Source organism: Georgfuchsia toluolica, from assembly GCF_907163265.1.
Lineage (GTDB): Bacteria > Pseudomonadota > Gammaproteobacteria > Burkholderiales > Rhodocyclaceae > Georgfuchsia > Georgfuchsia toluolica.
Genome location: NZ_CAJQUM010000001.1, coordinates 1,528,255 through 1,547,847, shown reverse-complemented (window position 1 = coordinate 1,547,847; position 19,593 = coordinate 1,528,255). Strand labels below are relative to the sequence as shown.

Genomic DNA, 19,593 nt, shown 5'->3' with positions numbered 1-19,593 from the left:
GGTACAGACGGATGAGCTTTTTTAGCCTGCATAAATCAGATCTTCCGACCTTCTCGCGCGGCGGCATCCATCCCGACGAACATAAGGAAATCACCGAGAACCTGGCAATCGAGACCTTCACTCCGACCACGGTGTACCTGCCGGTGAGTCAGGCTCTTGGCCCGGCGGCGGAACCGCTGGTGGCCAAGGCGCAAATGGTGAAACGCGGCGATGTCATCGCGACCGTGCCCGGCGGCGGGGTTTCGGTGCATGCGCCGTTCACCGGCATCGTCAAGAGCGTGCAAACCGGCCCCCATGCGTCGCTGGTCTACGACACTGTCATCTCCATTCTCGCCAAACCGGGCGATGGCGATCCTGACTTCGCCGAGCAGGCCAACTGGCAAGCGCTACCCGTTGCGCAGATGCTCGAACGCATCCGCGACGCCGGTGTGGTGGGTCTTGGTGGCGCGGCCTTCCCCACCTATCGCAAGCTGACTTTGCCCAAGGATGCCAAGGTCGACACCCTGGTCATCAACGGCTCGGAGTGCGAACCCTATCTCACTTGCGACTACCGCTTGATGCTGGAGGAAAGCGACAGGGTCGTGCTCGGCTCCTGGCTGATCGCCAAGATCATCGGCGTCTCCAAATGTGTCATCGGCATAGAGGACAACAAGCAGCCGGCGGCCGAAAAGATGCGCCAGACCATCGCCGAACTGGGCCTGGACAAGATGGATCCACCGGTCAAGATGACCGTGGTGGTGACGCAGACCCGTTATCCGCAGGGTTCCGAGAAGCAGCTCGTGCAGGCGCTGACCGGCCGCATCGTACCCAAGGGGGGGTTGCCGCTGCATGTCGGCGTGGTGGTGCAGAACGTGGCCACCGCCTATGCATGCCTCGAAGCGATCCGCAATCAGAAGCCGGTCATCGAGCGCGTACTGACTGTGTCCGGCCTGGGCATCAAGACCCCGAAAAACCTCAGGGTACCGATCGGCACCCGGGTTGAAGATATCCTCGCCCATTGTGGCGGCTACAACGGCGACGTGGCCAAGATACTGATCGGCGGCCCGATGATGGGACGCACCATCGCCGATCTCGGCGTTTCGGTAACCAAGGGAACCAGCGGCCTGCTGTTCCTGACCGAGGCCGAGACCAATCTCAATAGTTACCAGCCCTGCATCTCCTGCGGCGAATGCCTGGACGCCTGTCCCATGGGGCTGGAGCCCAATCGCGTATCCCAGTACATGGAGGTGGGGCGCCCCCTGGAGACTGAACGTTTCGGCGTGAAGGAATGTTTCGAGTGCGGCTGCTGCTCTTACAGTTGCCCCTCCCACCGCCCCTTGGTGCAATTCATGCAGGTGGCCAAGGCTGCCTATCGTCGCCATGAGAGGAAACCCCAGTGAGCGAAACCCCAGTGAGCGAATCTTCTCCAACCCTGCATCTGTCCAGCGGCCCGCATATATTCTCCGGCCGTTCGACCGCCCAAATCATGTGGACGGTCAACCTGTCGCTGTTGCCGGCGTTGCTCTGGGCCTGGGCGGTATTTGGCTGGGCGGTGCTCGCCATCACCCTGTCCGCGATCCTCGGCTGCGTTGTTGCCGAGTATGCCGTCTGCCGCATTGCCAAGACCGCTTCGACCATCGCTGACGGCTCGGCGGTGTGTTCCGGCCTGTTGCTGGCCTTCACCCTGCCGCCGGGGATATCGATATGGATGCCGTTTATCGGCGGAATGCTGGCGCTGATTTTCACCAAGGGAATATTCGGCGGACTTGGCTACAACATCTTCAACGTCGCGCTGGTGGGGCGCGCCATGATGATGGCGACCTTTCCGGTGGAGATGACCACGCGCTGGCTGAAGCCGGCACTGGGCAATGTCGACGCCGTCTCTTCCGCCACATTACTGGCGCAGATCAAGCTTGGCGGCTCGGAGGCGCTGACAAAGATACTGGCCGCGATTCCCGACGGCGGCAAACTGTGGTTGGACTTCTTCCTTGGCATGCGTGCCGGCTCGATCGGCGAAGTGTCGGTACTGATGATTATTCTGGGCGCGGCCTTCCTGCTTTGGAAGGGCATCATCAAACTTTACATTCCGCTCTCCATCCTGGCCGGGGTCGCGTTGATGGCGCCCTTCTCGCCAGCGCCGGGACTCTACATGCTGTCCGGGGGATTGTGGCTGGGCGCCTTTTTCATGGCGACCGATTACGTGACCAGCCCGACCATGCCCCGCGGCCAGATCATCTTCGGCCTGGGCATTGGTCTGCTCACCGGCATTATCCGCAACTGGGGCGGCTACCCAGAAGGCATCTGTTATGCAATCATGCTAATGAACATACTGACCCCGGCGCTGAACGACTGGTTCAGGCCCAAGCGCCTTGCTGCCGAGGGAGCACCGTCATGACCTGTATCCCTGACAAGCCCAAAGTAGCAAACCAGACGCCGCCCAGCGTGCGCGAGATGGTAATCATCGCCGCCGGCCTCACCGTTGTGTGCCTGGTTGCGGCCATGATCCTCGGCGGCTTGTATTTCGTGACCCAGCCCGCCAAGGAACACAACCTGCACATGCGCGAGGAAACCATGATCCGCGGCCTGCTCGGCTTGACTCCGCAGGCCAGGATTCAGGAAGTACGCCGCTACCTGACGGGCGAGGGCAAGGACATGCAGGTCATCTACCTGACCGGCAAGAGGCTCGCGCAACTGGAACTGGATGGCAAGGAAGTTGCTGTCCTTGACGTGCCGGGCGATATCGCCGCCGCCAGCGCCGGCGAGGTCAAGGATGAGTGGGTGAAGAAGCAGGTCAAGGCCGCCAACCCGGAGCACATCAAGTACGCCGGCCGCTTCTTTGTCGGCATTGAGGGGTCGCAGCCTGCCGGCTATGTCGTCGAGGGCGTCACGCTGGGCTTCAAGACCTGGGTGCGTTTTTTCATGGCCATCGACTCGGCTTTCACAGTACAGGGCGTGGAGATTATCGAGCACGAGGAAGATCCCGGTCTGGGCGCCGAGATCGTGCAGCGCTACTTCAAGAACCAGTTCGCCGGCAGGAGCTTCGACGACATCGAAAAGATTTCCGTCACCAAGGATCCGATGCCCAAGGAATGGCAGCTTGCGCTGGAGCAACTCGGCGACATGCCGTTCCGTCCCTGGCTGGAGAAATATAAGGAAATGCTGCCGAAGAATCCAAACATCTACGCCATTACGGGGTCTACCATCAGCAGCACGGCAGTCACTGTCGGCGTCAAGGCTGCCCTCGGCAACTTCCGCAAACGGATGAACATCGTGGGGAAATATCTATGAGCGCTGTCCGCCGGGCCGTCCCAAGGACGGCGCAGCCAGCATATGGAGCCGCGCAGCGGCGAACCATCGTTATCCTCTTCCTCGGGAAGAGGGTTGGAGAGAAGGCACTATGAGTTCCAATCGTCCGCCACCACCAGTCTCGACCATGCTGATGCGTGGCCTGTTCGAGGAGAACCCCATTTTCCGGCTGGCCTTGAGCCTCTGCCCGGCCGTGGCGGTGACCACCGCGGTAAAGAATGGTCTGATGCTCGGAGTTGCCGTGCTGGTGGTGCAGGTGTTATCGAGCATGTCCGGCTCCCTGGTCAAACACATCATCAACCCGAAGATCCGCATACCGGTGTTCACTCTCCTTATCGCCATCTGGGTGAGCGCCATGGACATGATCCTGGCCGCCTATTTCGCGGACATTTACCAGCAGGTCGGGCTGTACGTGAAGCTGATTGTGGCCTTCGCCATCATCATCTCGCGCATGGAACTATTCTCCATGAAGCACAGCGTCGTGGCCTCCTTCTGGGATGGCCTGGGCATGGGTCTGGGCTTTCTGGTCGGCCTGGTGCTGGCCGGTGCTTTCCGCGAACTGCTGGGCAGCGGCAGCATTTTCGGCATCGCCGTGCTGCCGTTCAAGCCGCTGCTGCTGGTGGTACTGCCGGCCGGCGGTTTTTTCACGATTGGCCTGATCATGGCCATGTTCAATTGGGTCGATGTCAAGCGGGGCCACAAGCTGCCCTCAGGCGGAGGAGCACATGGCTGATGCAACTGTAGTCTCATCCCACGAAGTTCTGGTCGAGGGCGCGCTGCCTGTCGATGTGACGGCGATACGCCTGGTGCGTAGCGCGGATGCTGACCTTCCGCTGGCTGTGGTCTCCGTCAAGCCGGCGACGCAGTCCAACAGTTTCGTGCTGACCACCGCTGAGACGCTTAACAAGGGGGATCATTACCAGCTGACAGTCAAGGGCGTGGGCCAGTCCTGGGAGATCGCACCGTCGCCTCTGACCCTGGTGATTTCTGTGATCATCGGCTCGGCCTTGATTAACAACTTCGTGTTCACCCGCTATCTGGGGCTGTGCGTGTTCTTCGGGGTTAGCAAGAACAAGGACACAGCGATCGGCATGGGCATCACTTTCACTATCGTCGGCGTGCTCTCCGGCATGATTGCCTGGGCCCTCAATACCTTCGCCCTGGTGCCGCTGAAGCTGGAGTTTATGCAGATCATCGCCTTCATCGGTATCGTCGCCTGCCTGGTACAAGCCACCGACCTGATCCTGAAAAAGGTAAACCCGATTCTGCACAAGAAGTTCGGCATCTACCTGGTGCTGATCACCACCAACTGCATCATCCTGGCGGTGCCTTTGCTCAACGCGACCAGCGACGCAACCATGCTGCAGGCCTTCGGGCTGTCGTTGGGCGCCGGCGCCGGTTTTGCCCTGGCCATGTTCCTGATGAGCTGCGCCGTCGAGAAGGTGAATATGGCGCCCGTGCCGCTGGTGTTCAAGGGATTGCCGGTTGCTTTTATCATCGCCGGCTTGTTCGCCTTGAGTTTTCTCGGTTTCTCCGGTTTGAAGGTGGCATAACGCTATGGACCTGCTACACGTTGCACTCTGGGGCGTCCTCGTCTTCACGACGCTTGGCCTGTTTTTCGGTATCGCGCTGGCCAGCGCGGCGCGCAAGTTTCATGTCCCGGTCAATCCGCTGGTTGAGGAGGTGCGCGAGAACCTGCCGTCCGCCAACTGCGGCGCCTGCGGCTATGCCGGCTGCCAGACCTATGCGGAGAAGGTGGTCGAAGACGAGAATGTCTCGCCGTCCTTGTGTACCCCGGGAGGCAAGGTCGTTGCCGTCGACATCTCCCGAATCACCCACAAGACCATGGGAGAAATCAAGGAAGTGGTAGCCATGCTGCGCTGCTCCGGCAACGATTCGGTGGCGCGCAAGCAGGCCGAGTACGATGGCATCCACACCTGCCTCGGTGCCAGCCTGACGTTCGGCGGCGCCAAGGCATGCAAATATGGCTGCCTGGGCCTGGGCGACTGCGTGCGTGTGTGCGCGTTCGACGCCATGAGAATCGGCGAATCCAGCATTGTCGAGATCGATTATGCAAAATGCACGGGCTGCGGCCTTTGTCTCCCCGTCTGCCCGAAGGCGTGCCTGGTCAGCTATCCGCGCCAGCACCGGGTAGCGCTCACCTGTCAGTCCAAGGACAAGGGCAAGGCGGTAAAAGACACCTGCCAGGTAGGCTGCATCCAATGTCTGGCTTGCGTCAAAAAGTGCCCTGCCCATGCCATTACCATGACCGCCACCGGCCTGGAAATCGACCACCTCGCTTGCATGGCGTATGGCCCGAGTTGCGAAGAGATCTGTGTCACGGTCTGCCCCACCGACATCATTCACCATCCGGGCCAGCAGCCGGACGCCAACAAGCCCAAGCCGAAAAAGGCCGCCAAAGCAGAATCTGAAGAAGCCGCGGCGTAGCCATCCCCCCGCGGGTTGGCGGCATCGGGCCGCGCCTGTGTCTGACTTCGACGGGGCGGCAGTTCCCTTGAACTGCCGCCCCCAATTGTTGCTCCGCATGGCCATGACCCAAGCGCAGGGTTGCCCTCCCATTCGCATAGTGGCACGATGCACCAATGAAGCAATATTTTTTCAGCATCAGGTTGCGGCAAGACATGCACCCGCCCATGTTGTTCCGTTACCCTTCATCTCGGAACATTGATTTTAAAAACGGCAAAAGCAAGCCACAGAGGACACAGAGGTCGCAGAGAAAAGCCTTCAAAGCCAACCTCCCCACGCTCACCCGTTGGGTGAGGGAGGTAATGGCAACAACCCTTTTTTCCTCTGTGCACTCTGTGTCCTCTGTGGCTGACTGCTTTTTCCAGGTTGATTCATGGAGGCGGGAATGCTGATTAGCGTGCCGAAGGAAATCAAGAACAACGAATACCGGGTTGGCATGACACCCACTGGTGTACGCGAACTCGCCAATCGCGGCCATCGCATACTCGTGCAGACAGGCGCCGGCAGCGGCGTGGGGCTAGCCGATCAGCAGTACGCCGAGGCCGGTGCCGAAGTGGTCGACTCGGCCGACCCGGTTTTCGCCCAGGCTGAACTGATCGTCAAAGTGAAGGAGCCCCAACCGCAGGAACTTCGGTTGCTGAGAGCAGGGCAGGTATTGTTCACCTACCTTCACCTTGCGCCCGATCCCGAACAAACGAAAGCCCTTGTCGCCTCGGACTGTATCGCGATTGCGTATGAAACTGTCACCTCGCCTGGCGGCGGGCTGCCCCTGCTGGCACCGATGAGCGAAGTGGCGGGCCGCATGTCGATACAGGCCGGCGCTACCTGCCTGGAGAAATCGCATGGTGGCGCCGGCGTTCTGCTCGGCGGCGTGCCGGGTGTGGCGGCGGGACGGGTCACGATCATCGGCGGTGGAGTGGTCGGCTACAACGCGACGCAGATGGCGGTGGGCCTGGGGGCCGATGTCACGGTGCTGGATCGTTCGCTGGAACGGCTGGCTTTTCTCGACACGCGGTACGGCAACCGTATCCGTACCATTCTGTCGACCGCAGCAGCTATTGATGAATATGCGCTCGAAGCCGATCTGGTCGTCGGTGCCGTACTCGTACCAGGCGCCTTTACGCCGAAACTTGTAACGCGCAACCAACTGGCGCACATGCGGCCGGGCTCGGTGCTGGTGGATGTGTCGATCGACCAGGGCGGCTGTTTCGAAACCAGCCGGCCGACGACGCATGACCGGCCCACCTATGTTGTCAATGACATCGTCCATTACTGTGTCGCCAATATGCCGGGCGCCGTGGCGCGCACCTCCACCTTTGCGCTGACAAACGCCACCCTGCCTTTTATCCTGACGCTTGCCGACAAGGGTTATCGGCGGGCCCTGCAAGACGATGCCCACCTTCGCATGGGCCTCAACGTGCATCGTGGCGACGTCACCTGCGCACCGGTAGCGGCCGCGCTCGGCTACGAGTTCGTCGAGCCTTTGGCGAGCATCGGGGCAAAATAGGAAATGGGTGCAGTGATGCCGCCGCCGGCCTGCGTCGAGCACCGCCTGTCGACCTACAGCGACGGCCCGCCAGTGCTGGGCTGCGGCGCCTGGTTCAAGAACACCTTGTGTGTGATACGCAACGGCGAGGCTTATGTCTCGCGCAGCGTCGGCAACCTCGACAACGCCGCCGCTTGCCTTGCGCATGAGAACGCGGCGCGGGAGTTGCTCGACTGGCTTGCCGGGGTTGGAAATGTGCCACCTGCCGCGATTGGCCATGACCTGCATCCGAATTTCCATTCGACCCGCTTTGCGCTCGATCTGGCACAGAAGCTGGGTATCCGGGCCTTTGCGGTACAGCATCACCACGCCCATATCGCGGCCCTGTGTGCCGAACATGGCGTGAGGCAGCCGGTGCTGGGACTGGCGCTTGACGGCGTCGGCCTTGGCAGCGACGGCACGGCCTGGGGCGGCGAATTGCTCCGGGTCGACGGCGCCGACTTCGAGCGGCGCGGCCATCTGCGGCCGCTGCGCCTGCCCGGCGGCGACTGCGCCGCGCGCGAACCGTGGCGCATGGCGGCATCGCTGTTATGCGATATGGGTCGCAGTGCGGAAATCGCCACGCGCTTCGCCGCGCAGCCTGCTGCTGCCGAACTTGCGCAAATGATCGAACGCGACGTGAATTGCCCGCCGACAACCAGCATGGGGCGCGTCTTCGATGTCGCCGCCGGTTTGCTTGGCCTGTGTCCGGTGATGCGCTTCGATGCCGAAGCGGCGCTTGCGCTGGAGCAGGCAGCGACCGGCTATATCACGCGCCATGGCCTGCCGGCGCCGCTCGCGGAGGGCTGGCGCATCGACGGCGGCGTGCTCGACCTGTTGCCGCTGTTTGCCGTGCTGGCCGACCTGAAGGGAATCGACCATGCCGGTCATGGCGCCGCACTGTTTCATGCCACGCTGGTGGCTGCGCTTGACGACTGGACCGGGCAGATCGCTGCCTTGAGCGGCATTCGCATCGTCGCTTTGGGCGGCGGCTGCTTTTTCAACCGGTTGTTGAGCGCGGGGCTGCGCGAACGTCTGCAGCGGCGCGGCTTTACCGTGCTCGAAGCGTCGCAGCCGGGACCGGGCGACACCGCCATCGCACTGGGCCAGGCCTGGGTCGTACAACGTATATTGGAGGAACTCTGAAATGTGTCTGGCGATGCCGGCGCGGGTGGTTGAATTGCGCGAGGGGGAAGCGGCCGTGGTTGATCTCGACGGCGTATGCAAAACGATTTCCCTGGCGCTGGTGGACGATGTCGCCGTCGGCGACTACATCATCCTGCATGCCGGCTATGCGTTGCAGAAGCTCGATGTCGAAGAGGCCGAACAGACGCTGGCGCTGTTTCGCGAGATTGGGGCCATGCCATGAAATACATCGACGAGTTCCGCGACGGCGATCTGGCACGCGGCCTGGCCGCTGCCATTGCGCGCGAAGCGCAATCTGCGCGCGACTATCGCCTGATGGAATTCTGCGGCGGCCATACTCACGCCATTTCGCGCTACGGCATCGCCGACCTGCTGCCGTCCAATGTGCGCATGATCCACGGCCCCGGCTGCCCGGTATGCGTGCTGCCGATCGGCCGCATCGATCAGGCAATCCGGCTGGCGCGCGAGTACGGTGTCATCTTGTGCACCTATGCCGACACGCTGCGCGTACCGGCTTCGCACAAACTCTCGCTGCTGAAAGCGCGTGCCCAGGGCGCCGATGTGCGCATGGTCTATTCGACCGCCGATGCCTTGCGCATCGCGCGCGAGAATCCGGCGCGCGAAGTGGTGTTCCTTGCCATCGGCTTCGAGACCACGACGCCGCCTACCGCCGTTGCACTGAAGCAGGCGCGCATGGCAGGACTGACGAACTTCAGCGTGCTCTGCAATCATGTGCTGACACCCGCCGCGATGCACGCGATCCTCGCTGCGCCCGATGTCGCGCTCGATGGCTTCATCGGCCCGGCCCATGTCTCGACGGTGATCGGCAGCGCGCCCTATGAGCCGTTTCCGCGCGATTACGGCAAGCCGGTGGTGATCGCCGGTTTCGAGCCGCTCGACGTGATGCGCGCGATCCAGATGCTGCTGCAGCAGATCAACGCGGGCAGGGCGGTGGTGGAAAACGAATTCACGCGCGCCGTGACGCGCGAGGGCAACCGCAAGGCCTGCGCGCTGATGAGCGAGGTATTCGAGCTGCGCGACAGCTATGAATGGCGCGGCCTCGGCACGGTGCCGCACAGTGCGTTGAAACCGCGTGCCGAATATGCCGCCTTTGATGCGGAACTGCGCTTCGACATTCCCTATGCCGCCGTGCCCGACCACAAGGCCTGCGAATGCGGCGCCATCCTGCGCGGCGAAAAGCGGCCGCAGGAATGCAGGATTTTCGGTACCGCCTGCACGCCGGAAACGCCGCTCGGTTCCTGCATGGTGTCATCGGAGGGCGCCTGCGCGGCGCATTACACCTATGGCCGTTTCAGGAAAGCAGGATGAGAAATGCAGTCCTGGTTGCGCTGTTCGTGCTTGGTGGCGGGACGCTCGCCAACATGTACCTGAGCAAAAGCGAATCACTCGACCAGAAGCCGGGCTTTTATTGGGTTAGCGAGCGGCTGGTGCAGATCCCCGTCGTTTCATTTTTGCCCACCAGGGTCCTGCATCGCGAAATGCCGTCAATCTCGCGAGAGGACAATGCCAGTGTATTGAAGAGCGTATACGAGGTGTTCAACCCGTCGCTGAGGCCCTTTCTGGCGTTGGTGCCGATTGTGTTGGATGCTTCGGCGGATACCGCGAAGGCATACCCTGCAATAGGCTACATCGGCGTCAGTCCGGACTGGGACAAGACTGTGCTTCAGTCACGGCACAGGGCAATTTATGAACAGAGGGGAATGAAGCCGGGGGATCCTGTTTTCATGCAGCGCTTCAAGACGAATTTATTGATACACGAATTTCTGCACATACTCCAGGTTCACCAAGGAATCGACAGTCGTTCGTGTTACGAGGCGGTTGCGCGATGGTATCTGGATCCGCGCTATGGCATGCCGTTCGCCAATAACAAGGGCGATGGCAACACGGCGATGAGCAAAAGTCCGCCGATGCTCTCGGCCAACAGGATGAAATATATTGTCTGGTATGACTTGTACAATTACCGGAGGCTGAGCGATGTGCCGCAGGACGAGAGCTGGAAGAATATGCAATATTGGGAAAGATACCGGTTCGAGAAAAAGGGAGTGGAGGAATTCGCTTACATCGGCGAAGAAATCCTCTCCAGCGGAAGTGCTTCTGAAAGCTACATCAAGACAGGCCGCTGGCGCGACCAGGACTGGAAGGACAAGAAGGCGCGGCTGCTGGAGGTCTCCCCTGAAGTCATTGCGCTTTACCGCGGCGTGTTCAATCCTGAACTGACGCAGCGGAAAATACAGAAATAATTGTTCCAGTGGCCGGCGACAATGGCCTCCCAAGGTTTCTCTGTCCGGTGGGGATTTGCTTCGGTCATGTCAATTGTTCTTCGAGGTTTGAATTGAGGTTTCAAGGATGAACGCACTCGATTTGCAGCACGGCCGTGTCGATCTGTCGCACGGTTCGGGCGGGCGCGCGATGGCGCAGTTGATCGCGCAACTGTTTACGCGCGAGTTCGACAACGAATTCCTCGCCCAGGGCGACGATGGCGCGCGCCTGCCGCACACCGAGGGGCGTCTGGTGCTGACCACGGATTCCCACGTCGTGTCGCCGCTGTTCTTTCCCGGCGGCGACATCGGCTGCCTCTCCGTGCATGGTTGCATCAATGACATCGCCGTAATGGGGGCGCAGCCGCTTTACCTCACCGCCGGCTTCATTCTCGAAGAAGGTTTCCCGTTGGCCGATCTGGGGCGCATCGTCGCCTCAATGGCGCAAGCCGCGCGCGAGGCCGGTGTGCTGGTAGTGGCGGGCGATACCAAGGTGGTCGAGCAGGGCAAGGCCGATGGCGTCTTCATCACCACCGCCGGCCTCGGCGTATTGCGCGAGGGGGTCGATCTGTCCGGCGCCAATGCGCGGCCGGGCGATGCGATTCTCGTCTCGGGTATGCTCGGCGATCACGGCATGGCGGTACTGTCGAAACGCGAGAACATGGATTTCGGCACCACGCTCCTGTCTGACACCGCGGCGCTGCATCGCCTGATTGCCCGCATGCTCGATGCAGTGCCGGGCATCCACGTTCTGCGCGATCCGACCCGCGGCGGTGTGGCGACCACGTTGAATGAAATCGCCACCCAGTCGGGCGTCGGCATGCTGATTGAGGAAGCCAAGCTGCCGCTGCGGCCGCAGGTGGCGGCCGGCTGCGAACTGCTCGGCCTCGATCCGCTCTATATCGCCAATGAAGGCAAGCTGGTCGCTATTTGTGCGGCAGCCGACGCGCAGGGACTGCTCGCCGCGATGCGCGCCGATCCACTCGGCGCCAATGCCGACATCATCGGCACGGTGGGCGAACGCGACCCGCATTGCTTCGTGCAGATGCGCACTTCGCTCGGCGGGCTGCGTGTTGTGGACTGGCTGGCAGGGGAGCAGTTGCCGAGGATTTGCTGAAGTTCGCTCTGTGCTGGTTCGCCATATCGGCTGCACTTGCTGCTTGAAGGCAAACATTGATTTGGCGCATAACGTAGTACATTACGCAGCCCCACGGAGTGGGATAATCAACGCCAGTATGTCTGTCGGGAGAATCGGATCGTGACAAGCAAACGCTATATCCATGCCTTTGAAGAAGGCGATGGCAAGAACAAGATGCTGTTGGGAGGCAAGGGGGCGAATCTGTGCGAAATGACCCAGATCGGCCTGAATGTGCCGCCGGGTTTCGTCATTACGACCGAGGCATGCCTCGACTATCTGGAAAAGGATCGCCTCCCCGACGGACTCATGCAGGGCGTCCTTGCCGCCATGAAGGAGGTCGAGAAGAAATCCGGCAAGCTGTTTGGCGATGCGAAAAACCCTCTGCTGGTTTCGGTGCGCTCCGGTTCCGCCATGTCCATGCCCGGCATGATGGACACCATTCTCAATCTGGGCCTGAACAATTCCACGATCAAGGGCTTGATCGCGCAGACCGGGAACGAGCGCTTCGCCCATGACGCGCTGCGGCGTTTCATCCAGCTTTTCGGCAAGATTGCGCTGGGCATCGCCGACGAACACTTCGATGCCGCGATGACCGCCATGAAGCGGCAGGTAGGTGCGGCCCAGGATGTCGATCTGTCAGCCGAGAATCTGGCCGACCTGGCCAACCAGTTCGCCGCCATCGTTCAAAAGCACACCGGCAAACCTTTCCCGGAAGACCCTTACGAGCAGCTCGAGATCGCCATTGCCGCGGTGTTCCGTTCCTGGAACGGCAAGCGCGCCATCGACTACCGCAAGCAGTTCCGCATCACGCCCGCGATGGCCAACGGTACGGCGGTGAACATTGTCACCATGGTCTTCGGCAACATGGGCGATGATTCGGGCACCGGCGTCGGTTTTACCCGCAATCCGGGCACCGGCGAGAACATTATCTATGGTGAATATCTGGTGAACGCGCAGGGCGAGGACGTGGTGGCGGGCATTCGCACGCCCAAGCCCGTTGCCGAGATGGAACAGGAAATGCCGGAAATCTACCGGCAGCTGATCGAACTGCGCAACCGCCTGGAATCCCATTACCAGGAGGTGCAGGACTTCGAATTCACCATCGAACGCGGCCGCCTCTATTGCCTGCAAACCCGCAACGGCAAGATGAACGCGCGGGCCCTGGTGCGCACTTCCGTCGAGATGGTCAAGGAAGAATTGATCGACAAGAAGCGGGCGCTGCTGCGTGTCGATCCCGTCATGCTGGAACAGCTCCTGGTGCCGCAACTGGCGCCCGACTTTTATGGCAAGCCCTTGGCGACGGGCCTGCCGGCATCACCCGGTGCAGCTTCCGGCCGCATCGTTTTCGACGCCGATACGGCCGAAGCGCGCGGCAAGGCCGGCGAGAAGATCATCCTGGTGCGCGAGGAAACCAAACCCGAGGACATCCACGGCTTCTTCCAGGCGCAGGGTATCCTCACCAGCCGCGGCGGCAAGACCTCGCACGCCGCTGTCGTTGCCCGCGGCATGGGCAAGCCCTGCGTTTCCGGTTGCGAAGCCATCGTGATCAACGACCAGGCGCGCAGCGCCGTCATCGGCGAAACGACGCTGCATGAAGGTGATGTCATTACCATCGACGGCAGTACCGGCAGGGTCTATGCAGGCGAAGTGCCCACCGTCGAGGCAACCTTCTCGGCGGAAATGGAAACGCTGCTGAAATGGGCTGATGAAGTGGCGCGGCTCAAGGTGATGGCCAACGCCGATACGCCTGACGATGCTGCCCGCGCCCGCGCCTTTGGCGCCATGGGCATCGGCCTGTGCCGTACCGAACGCATGTTCAACAGCACCGACCGCTTGCCCATCGTCCAGGAAATGATCCTGGCGGAAACCACCGAGGAGCGTCAGGCGGCGCTGGATCGGCTGCTAACCATCCAGCGCGCCGATTTCAAGGGCATATTCAAGGCCATGAAGGGTCTGCCGGTGACAGTGCGCCTGCTCGATCCGCCCATGCATGAATTCCTGCCGACCGCCGCGCAACTGGAGCTGGAGATCGCCCACCTGCACCACATGCGCGATTCCATCAAGGCCCTGGAGGAACTGCCGGAAACGCTGAAGCTGCTCAATCCCAGACTCTACCAGCAATATGCCGATGGCTTGAATAAGCTGTCAATGGGGATGAAAGAGTTCAAGGACAATCATCTTGAGGAGGACGTCATCCACAAGAAGGAGAAGATTCTCAAGAAAGTGCGTGCCCTTTCTGAAGTGAATCCGATGCTGGGTCACCGCGGCGTGCGCTTGGGGATAACGTATCCCGAAATCTATTCCATGCAGATTCAGGCCATCCTGGAAGCCGCAGCGTTATGCGCCCGTGAAGGACTCGTGGTGTATCCGGAAATCATGGTGCCGCAGGTGGCGACGGTGGAAGAACTGAAGCGCATCCACGGCTATGTGCAGCGCCTGCACAAGGTGGTGGAACTGACCCACGGCATCAACGTCGGCGTCAAGTTCGGCAGCATGCTGGAAGTGGTGCGCGCCTGCCTGCGTTCCGGGCGCATGGCCGAGGATGCCGAGTTCTTCAGTTTCGGCACCAACGACCTGACCCAGGCCACTTTCTCCTTCAGCCGCGAGGATGCAGAGAACAAGTTCCTGCCTTCCTACATCGAAACCGGCATCCTCCAGGACAACCCCTTCGAGGTGCTGGATCTGAAGGGCGTCGGCGAGTTGATGAAGCTGGCGGTGACGGAAGGCCGCAAGACCCGACCCGACCTCAAGGTCGGTATATGCGGAGAACATGGCGGCCACCCGGCCTCGATCCATTTCTGTCACGAGATCGGCCTTACCTATGTCTCCTGCTCTGGCCCGCGGGTGCCGATTGCGCGGCTGGCGGCCGCGCAGGCGCAGTTGCGCAAGTAGGAACCGAGCGCGACGGGGAGCTGGCTGTTGGGATAACTATTAGTCACTGATCGGTTCAGTCATGGCAAATCGGGCGAAGGATTTCAAGCGAAGCGAGCCATTCAGTCGCCTCCACCGTGAGGGGGAGGACGGGAGGGGGCGGGCCTTTAGTTGCTTTTCCGGCCATGCATCAGAGCCCTTCATCGAGGCTACCTTGTTTGGTTCCGGCTGGCCGGTTCAGCATCAATAGCCCCGGTACTTTACTGGGGCTGGCGGAAGACCAGTACCGGAATCGTCGAGTGCGTCAGTACCTTGTGCGTCTCCGATCCCAGCAACAGGCTGCTGAGACCCCGGCGTCCGTGCGAGGCCATGAAGATCAAGTCCGCGCCAACTTCGTTCGCCGCCGCGACAATGGCGCCATGAACCGAGCTGCTGGTTTGGCTGCGCGAATCGCACGCGACACCGGCGGTTTTAGCTTTGTCCATACAGGCGTCCAAAATACTTTTGGCTTGCTGGTCAGCCAATTCCGAGAACTGCTGCGGTGTGGTGGGATCGACCAAAGCCCCTTCACCATAAAGGGCAATTGGGAACTCCGGTTTTACATGGAAAAAGGTAAGTTTCGCGCCGGTTTCTTGCGCGAAGGTTATGGCTCGATCTCTAGTTTCAATGGACATCGTCGATCCATCGGTCGGAACCAGAAGATGCTTGAACATGGCAATATCCCCCATAGCGTCATCAAAAGAATGCGAACAGTGTAAGTGTTGATGCAAATTGTGTCGCGGGTGCATTGAAGCGCAAACTGGTTACACATCTTATCAAGCCAGAAGAATTGCCGCTTGATAATACCGCGCAGAAAAAAGCGCATGGAATAGGCTAGATCGCGGATAATCAAGCGTATCTGACTTTAACTCGGTCGTGTCGCGACAGCAGAAAGACAAGCATAAATGAAGTGTGTAGATGACTTTCGTCTCAGGTTTGGTCGTACTGAGTTGGTACCGATTATGGTAGGAGGCATGGGAGTCGATATTTCGACTGCCGAACTGGCGCTGGAGGCGGCGCGCCTGGGTGGAGTCGGGCATATTTCGGACGCTTTGGTGCCAGCGGTTTCCGACGAACGTTTCAAAACACGCTTCGTCAAGGAAAAGGCCAAGCTATACAAGTTCAACGTCACGAATTCCGACAAGTCGCAGGTGCATTTCGATCTTGGCCATCTGGCCGAAGCGACCCGCAACCACGTCGGCAAGACCATGGAAGCCAAGCGCGGCACGGGCATGGTGTTTGTCAACTGCATGGAAAAGCTGACCATGAACGCACCGCGCGAAACCCTGCGCGTGCGCCTGTCCAGTGCGCTCGATGCCGGCATCGATGGCATCACGCTCTCCGCCGGCCTGCATCTCGGTTCATTTGCGCTGATCGAGGACCATCCGCGTTTCCGCGACGCCCAGCTTGGCATTATCGTCTCCTCGTTACGCGCGCTGCAGCTATTTCTGCGCAAGAACGCACGGGTCAATCGCCTGCCTGACTTCATTGTCGTTGAAGGACCGCTGGCAGGCGGCCACTTGGGTTTCGGCATGGACTGGGCAAGATATGATTTGCGCACTATCGTCAACGAAATTCTTGCTTACCTGAAAGCCGAGCATCTCGATATTCCGGTCATTCCGGCCGGCGGTATTTTCACCGGCAGCGATGCCGTGTCCTTTCTCGAAGAGGGTGCGGCGGCGATACAGGTAGCGACGCGCTTTACCGTTACCCACGAATGCGGCTTGCCGGAGAAGGTACAACAGGAATATTTCAAGGCCAGCGAGAGCGATATCGAGGTCAACACCATTTCCCCGACCGGCTACCCGATGCGCATGCTGAAGAACAGTCCGGCCATCGGCGATGGCATCCGTCCCAATTGCGAAGCCTACGGCTACCTGCTTGACGGCAATGGCAACTGTGCCTACATCACTTCCTACAACCGGGAAGTGGCGCTGCATCCGGGCGCCAAGAAACTGTCGGTGATGGACAAGACCTGCCTGTGCACCCAAATGCGCAACTTCAAATGCTGGACCTGCGGGCAGCTGACCTATCGCCTGAAGGACACGACCAACAAACAGGCGGACGGTACTTACCAGCTATTGTCCGCCGAGCATGTGTTTCATGACTACCAGTACAGTCGTGACTACAAGATTGCTTTGCCCGAGTCAATTCTTGCCTTGGCGTCTTAACTAACTGCCCAGCCAGATATCAATGCCTTTGGCATTGAGCGCAATGTCGAACGAGAGGAGTTCGATGGCTGCGTTGCCCTGCAATCCCCAACCTTGGGCTTCGGCTTCCGCCGCGACGAGTTGGCACATTCCTGATCTGATGCGTTCGTAACGATCGGCCCCGAAGTCCTTCTCCTGCATGGCAATCTCGACCTGTGCGTCGATCAGCCTGTGCATGTCGGCGGCTAGCCGCGGTATGTCGCGTACCTGGCCAAAATGCGTGACATACAGCGCCGAAGGTTTGAAACCGGCAATCATGTCGACAGTGCGATGCAGGGCATCAGGATCGAACTGGCTGGGAGTTGTGGTAGGGTAGATAAACTGACGCCCGCCAGAGTCGAATTGCCGATGGGAAAGCCCGAAGGTGTCGCCGGTGAAAATGTGCCCGGTATGGCTATCGCGGATGCAGATGTGGTGTCTGGCATGCCCAGGCGAATCGAGCAGCAGCAGTTCACGGCCGGCGAGGCAGATGACGGTTTTGTCGGAGGCTTCAATGACGCGTGTGGCGCTAATCGGCAGGATTTCGCCATACATGCGGATCGCATTATCCCGGCCATAGACATCGTAGGTCGCGGCGATGAGTTTCGACGGATCTATCATGTGCCTTGCGCCACGCGGATGCACCACGAGCCGCGCGGCGGGGAAAGCCGCCATCAGTTGTCCTGCGCCCCCCGCATGATCGAGATGGACATGCGTGAGGATCACATAATCGACTTGTGCAACAGTCAGCCCAAGACCGGCAAGTTCATGCAGCAGGCGGGGTACCGTCGCATTGACTGCCGTATCGACAATGGCGACGCGGCCCTTTTCGACAATAAGGTGGATGGCTACCAGATTTGCGCCGATAAAACCCGAATCGACAACATAAATTCCATTGCCGTAATGGTGTGTGGCGGCTAGCAAAAAGCGCCCCTACATGCTGCCGTAGATCGGTCCTTCGCCGCCTTGCGGCACCACCCAGTTGATATTCTGGGTTGGATCCTTGATGTCGCAGGTCTTGCAGTGTACGCAGTTCTGCGCGTTGATCTGCAGGCGTGGTTCGCTGCCATCCTCCAGGCGCACGATTTCGTATACGCCGGCCGGGCAATAGCGCTGTTCCGGAGCATCGTATTTGGCCAGATTGATGCTGATCGGTACCGATGCATCCTTCAGCACCAAGTGGCAAGGCTCGTTTTCTTCATGATTGGTGTTCGACAGGAATACCGAGGAAAGACGATCAAAGGAAATCACGCCATCCGGCTTCGGATAGTCAATCTTCTCGCATTCTGCTGCCGGCAGCAGCGTCATGTGATCCGGCTGTGTTCCGTGCAGTGTCCACGGTGGGCTCTTGATACCGATCTTGGGCAGGAGCCATTGTTCGATGCCGGTCATCATCTGGCCGATCAACGGGCCCTTTTTGAACCAGAGTTTGAAATTGCGCTGCTGATCGAGTTCTTCCTTGAGCCAGCTCTTCTCGTAGGCTTCAGGGTAGGCACTGAGTTCATCCGCAGAACGTCCTGCGGCCAGCGCTTCAGCCAGCGCTTCGGCGCAGAGTATGCCGGATTTGATGGCGGTATGGCTGCCCTTGATGCGAGCGGCATTCATGTACCCGGCGTCGCATCCGATCAGCGCACCGCCAGGGAATACCGTCTTGGGCAGGGCTTGCGGAGTTCCGTTGTTGATTGCCCTCGCACCGTAGCCGATCCGATTGCCACCCTCGATGTGGGCGCGGATGGACGGGTGCGTCTTCCAGCGTTGCATTTCCTCGAAGGGACTCATCCAGGGATTTTTGTAGTTGAGCCCGAGAACGAATCCGAGGGTGACTTTATTGTCATTGAGGTGATAGAGGAAGCCGCCACCGAAGGTGCCGTCCTGAATCGGCCAGCCGGAAGTGTGTACCACCAGCCCGGGCTTGGCCTTGACCGGATCGACTTCCCACAATTCCTTGATCCCGATGGCGTAAGTCTGGGGATCCTTACCCGCATCGAGCTTGTATTTTGCGAGCAGCTGTTTGCCCAGATGGCCGCGCGCGCCCTCGGCGAAAAGGGTGTACTTGCCCAGCAGTTCCATGCCAGGTGCGTAGGCATCAGTGGGTTGTCCATCGCGGCCGACACCCATGTCGCCAGTTGCCACACCGCGCACTGCGCCTTTGTCGTCGTAGAGAATTTCGGCGCCGGCAAAACCGGGGTAGATTTCGACACCCAGGGCCTCTGCCTGCTGGGCCATCCAGCGCGCGACCTGGCCAAGACTGATCACGTAATTGCCGTGGTTGTGCAAGGTGCGCGGTAACAGCCAGTCCGGGATGCGTTTGGCGCCTGTTGCGTTGAGGATAAGTACGTCGTCGCCCGTCACCGGCTGATTTAGCGGCGCGCCTTTTTCCTTCCAGTCAGGAATCAGCTCGTTGATTGCGCGGGGATCCATCACCGCGCCGGAAAGGATGTGGGCGCCGATTTCAGCGCCTTTCTCGATCAAGCAAACGTTGATGTCGGTGTTGAGCTGTTTGAGGCGAATAGCAGCAGCAAGGCCGGCGGGACCACCACCAACGATCACTACGTCGAATTCCATCGCTTCGCGTTCCATGCGGATTCCTTGACTTGGTTGGAAGGGAAAGGCAGCGGGTGCCAGAAATCAACC

General features: G+C 60.2%; 17 protein-coding genes. 14 read left to right on the top strand and 3 right to left on the bottom strand.

Annotated features, from left to right (window positions below; all coding sequences use genetic code 11):
* The first annotated feature begins 11 nt into the window (after window positions 1–11).
* From rsxC to ppdK, 13 genes are all read left to right on the top strand, one after another.
* Complete coding sequence (gene rsxC / locus K5E80_RS07285; protein WP_220635527.1) at window positions 12–1,379, top strand: electron transport complex subunit RsxC; 1,368 nt, start codon at window positions 12–14, stop codon at window positions 1,377–1,379.
* On the top strand, window positions 1,376–2,374 hold the full coding sequence (locus K5E80_RS07280) for an RnfABCDGE type electron transport complex subunit D (protein ID WP_220635526.1): 999 nt from the start codon (window positions 1,376–1,378) through the stop codon (window positions 2,372–2,374). The genes rsxC and K5E80_RS07280 overlap by 4 nt, the downstream gene beginning before the upstream one ends.
* Window positions 2,371–3,267 carry an RnfABCDGE type electron transport complex subunit G gene (locus K5E80_RS07275; RefSeq protein ID WP_220635525.1) on the top strand — a complete coding sequence of 299 codons (897 nt, stop codon included), beginning with the start codon at window positions 2,371–2,373 and terminating at the stop codon, window positions 3,265–3,267. Before K5E80_RS07280 ends, K5E80_RS07275 begins: the two co-directional genes overlap by 4 nt.
* Window positions 3,268–3,376: 109 nt before the next feature.
* Entirely contained in the window at window positions 3,377–4,018 is a 642-nt protein-coding gene (rsxE, locus tag K5E80_RS07270; protein WP_220635524.1) for an electron transport complex subunit RsxE, read from the top strand.
* On the top strand, window positions 4,011–4,838 hold the full coding sequence (locus K5E80_RS07265) for an electron transport complex protein RnfA (RefSeq protein WP_220635523.1): 828 nt from the start codon (window positions 4,011–4,013) through the stop codon (window positions 4,836–4,838). Before rsxE ends, K5E80_RS07265 begins: the two co-directional genes overlap by 8 nt.
* A 4-nt stretch (window positions 4,839–4,842) precedes the next feature.
* Window positions 4,843–5,733: an RnfABCDGE type electron transport complex subunit B gene (gene rnfB, locus K5E80_RS07260; protein ID WP_220635522.1), complete on the top strand. Its 891-nt coding sequence runs from the start codon at window positions 4,843–4,845 to the stop codon at window positions 5,731–5,733.
* A gap of 424 nt (window positions 5,734–6,157) precedes the next feature.
* Window positions 6,158–7,279 carry an alanine dehydrogenase gene (ald, locus tag K5E80_RS07255; RefSeq protein ID WP_220635521.1) on the top strand — a complete coding sequence of 374 codons (1,122 nt, stop codon included), beginning with the start codon at window positions 6,158–6,160 and terminating at the stop codon, window positions 7,277–7,279.
* A gap of 3 nt (window positions 7,280–7,282) precedes the next feature.
* On the top strand, window positions 7,283–8,443 hold the full coding sequence (locus tag K5E80_RS07250) for a Kae1-like domain-containing protein (RefSeq protein ID WP_246590905.1): 1,161 nt from the start codon (window positions 7,283–7,285) through the stop codon (window positions 8,441–8,443).
* A 1-nt stretch (window position 8,444) separates the two neighbouring features.
* Complete coding sequence (locus K5E80_RS07245; RefSeq protein WP_220635520.1) at window positions 8,445–8,666, top strand: HypC/HybG/HupF family hydrogenase formation chaperone; 222 nt, start codon at window positions 8,445–8,447, stop codon at window positions 8,664–8,666.
* A complete protein-coding gene (hypD, locus tag K5E80_RS07240) occupies window positions 8,663–9,772 on the top strand; it encodes a hydrogenase formation protein HypD (protein ID WP_220635519.1) in 1,110 nt (369 codons plus the stop codon). The genes K5E80_RS07245 and hypD overlap by 4 nt, the downstream gene beginning before the upstream one ends.
* The gene (locus tag K5E80_RS07235) at window positions 9,655–10,704 is read left to right on the top strand and encodes a hypothetical protein (RefSeq protein ID WP_220637381.1); all 1,050 of its coding nucleotides are present in this window, start codon (window positions 9,655–9,657) and stop codon (window positions 10,702–10,704) included. Before hypD ends, K5E80_RS07235 begins: the two co-directional genes overlap by 118 nt.
* Before the next feature lie 106 nt (window positions 10,705–10,810).
* Window positions 10,811–11,839 carry a hydrogenase expression/formation protein HypE gene (gene hypE / locus K5E80_RS07230; RefSeq protein WP_220635518.1) on the top strand — a complete coding sequence of 343 codons (1,029 nt, stop codon included), beginning with the start codon at window positions 10,811–10,813 and terminating at the stop codon, window positions 11,837–11,839.
* Window positions 11,840–11,980: 141 nt separating this feature from the next.
* Window positions 11,981–14,752 (top strand): pyruvate, phosphate dikinase, encoded by a 2,772-nt coding sequence (gene ppdK, locus K5E80_RS07225; RefSeq protein WP_220635517.1) that lies wholly within the window; start codon window positions 11,981–11,983, stop codon window positions 14,750–14,752.
* 239 nt (window positions 14,753–14,991) lie between these two features.
* Here ppdK and K5E80_RS07220 read toward each other — a convergent pair whose 3' ends face one another.
* The gene (locus K5E80_RS07220) at window positions 14,992–15,444 is read right to left on the bottom strand and encodes a universal stress protein (RefSeq protein ID WP_220635516.1); all 453 of its coding nucleotides are present in this window, start codon (window positions 15,442–15,444) and stop codon (window positions 14,992–14,994) included.
* Between the two features lie 231 nt (window positions 15,445–15,675).
* Here K5E80_RS07220 and K5E80_RS07215 point away from each other — a divergent pair, with 231 nt between their 5' ends.
* Complete coding sequence (locus tag K5E80_RS07215; protein WP_220635515.1) at window positions 15,676–16,941, top strand: nitronate monooxygenase; 1,266 nt, start codon at window positions 15,676–15,678, stop codon at window positions 16,939–16,941.
* On the opposite strand, the gene K5E80_RS07210 is transcribed toward K5E80_RS07215, so the two are convergent.
* Together K5E80_RS07210 and K5E80_RS07205 are read right to left on the bottom strand one after the other, a co-directional pair.
* Complete coding sequence (locus K5E80_RS07210; protein ID WP_220635514.1) at window positions 16,942–17,883, bottom strand: MBL fold metallo-hydrolase; 942 nt, start codon at window positions 17,881–17,883, stop codon at window positions 16,942–16,944. It lies immediately after the preceding gene.
* A 9-nt stretch (window positions 17,884–17,892) separates the two neighbouring features.
* Complete coding sequence (locus K5E80_RS07205; protein ID WP_220635513.1) at window positions 17,893–19,539, bottom strand: electron transfer flavoprotein-ubiquinone oxidoreductase; 1,647 nt, start codon at window positions 19,537–19,539, stop codon at window positions 17,893–17,895.
* Between the last annotated feature and the right edge of the window lie 54 nt (window positions 19,540–19,593).

What these genes read in the sequence shown, in the direction of transcription:
- K5E80_RS07265 (WP_220635523.1), top strand. Translation starts at nt 4,011, where the DNA reads ATGGCTGATGCAACTGTAGTCTCATCCCACGAAGTTCTGGTCGAGGGC.
- K5E80_RS07275 (WP_220635525.1), top strand. Translation starts at nt 2,371, where the DNA reads ATGACCTGTATCCCTGACAAGCCCAAAGTAGCAAACCAGACGCCGCCC.
- K5E80_RS07235 (WP_220637381.1), top strand. Translation starts at nt 9,655, where the DNA reads ATGCAGGATTTTCGGTACCGCCTGCACGCCGGAAACGCCGCTCGGTTC.
- hypE (WP_220635518.1), top strand. Translation starts at nt 10,811, where the DNA reads ATGAACGCACTCGATTTGCAGCACGGCCGTGTCGATCTGTCGCACGGT.
- K5E80_RS07205 (WP_220635513.1), bottom strand. Translation starts at nt 19,539, where the DNA reads ATGGAACGCGAAGCGATGGAATTCGACGTAGTGATCGTTGGTGGTGGT.
- K5E80_RS07250 (WP_246590905.1), top strand. Translation starts at nt 7,283, where the DNA reads ATGGGTGCAGTGATGCCGCCGCCGGCCTGCGTCGAGCACCGCCTGTCG.
- rnfB (WP_220635522.1), top strand. Translation starts at nt 4,843, where the DNA reads ATGGACCTGCTACACGTTGCACTCTGGGGCGTCCTCGTCTTCACGACG.
- ald (WP_220635521.1), top strand. Translation starts at nt 6,158, where the DNA reads ATGCTGATTAGCGTGCCGAAGGAAATCAAGAACAACGAATACCGGGTT.
- hypD (WP_220635519.1), top strand. Translation starts at nt 8,663, where the DNA reads ATGAAATACATCGACGAGTTCCGCGACGGCGATCTGGCACGCGGCCTG.
- K5E80_RS07220 (WP_220635516.1), bottom strand. Translation starts at nt 15,444, where the DNA reads ATGTTCAAGCATCTTCTGGTTCCGACCGATGGATCGACGATGTCCATT.
- rsxE (WP_220635524.1), top strand. Translation starts at nt 3,377, where the DNA reads ATGAGTTCCAATCGTCCGCCACCACCAGTCTCGACCATGCTGATGCGT.
- rsxC (WP_220635527.1), top strand. Translation starts at nt 12, where the DNA reads ATGAGCTTTTTTAGCCTGCATAAATCAGATCTTCCGACCTTCTCGCGC.
- K5E80_RS07215 (WP_220635515.1), top strand. Translation starts at nt 15,676, where the DNA reads ATGAAGTGTGTAGATGACTTTCGTCTCAGGTTTGGTCGTACTGAGTTG.
- K5E80_RS07245 (WP_220635520.1), top strand. Translation starts at nt 8,445, where the DNA reads ATGTGTCTGGCGATGCCGGCGCGGGTGGTTGAATTGCGCGAGGGGGAA.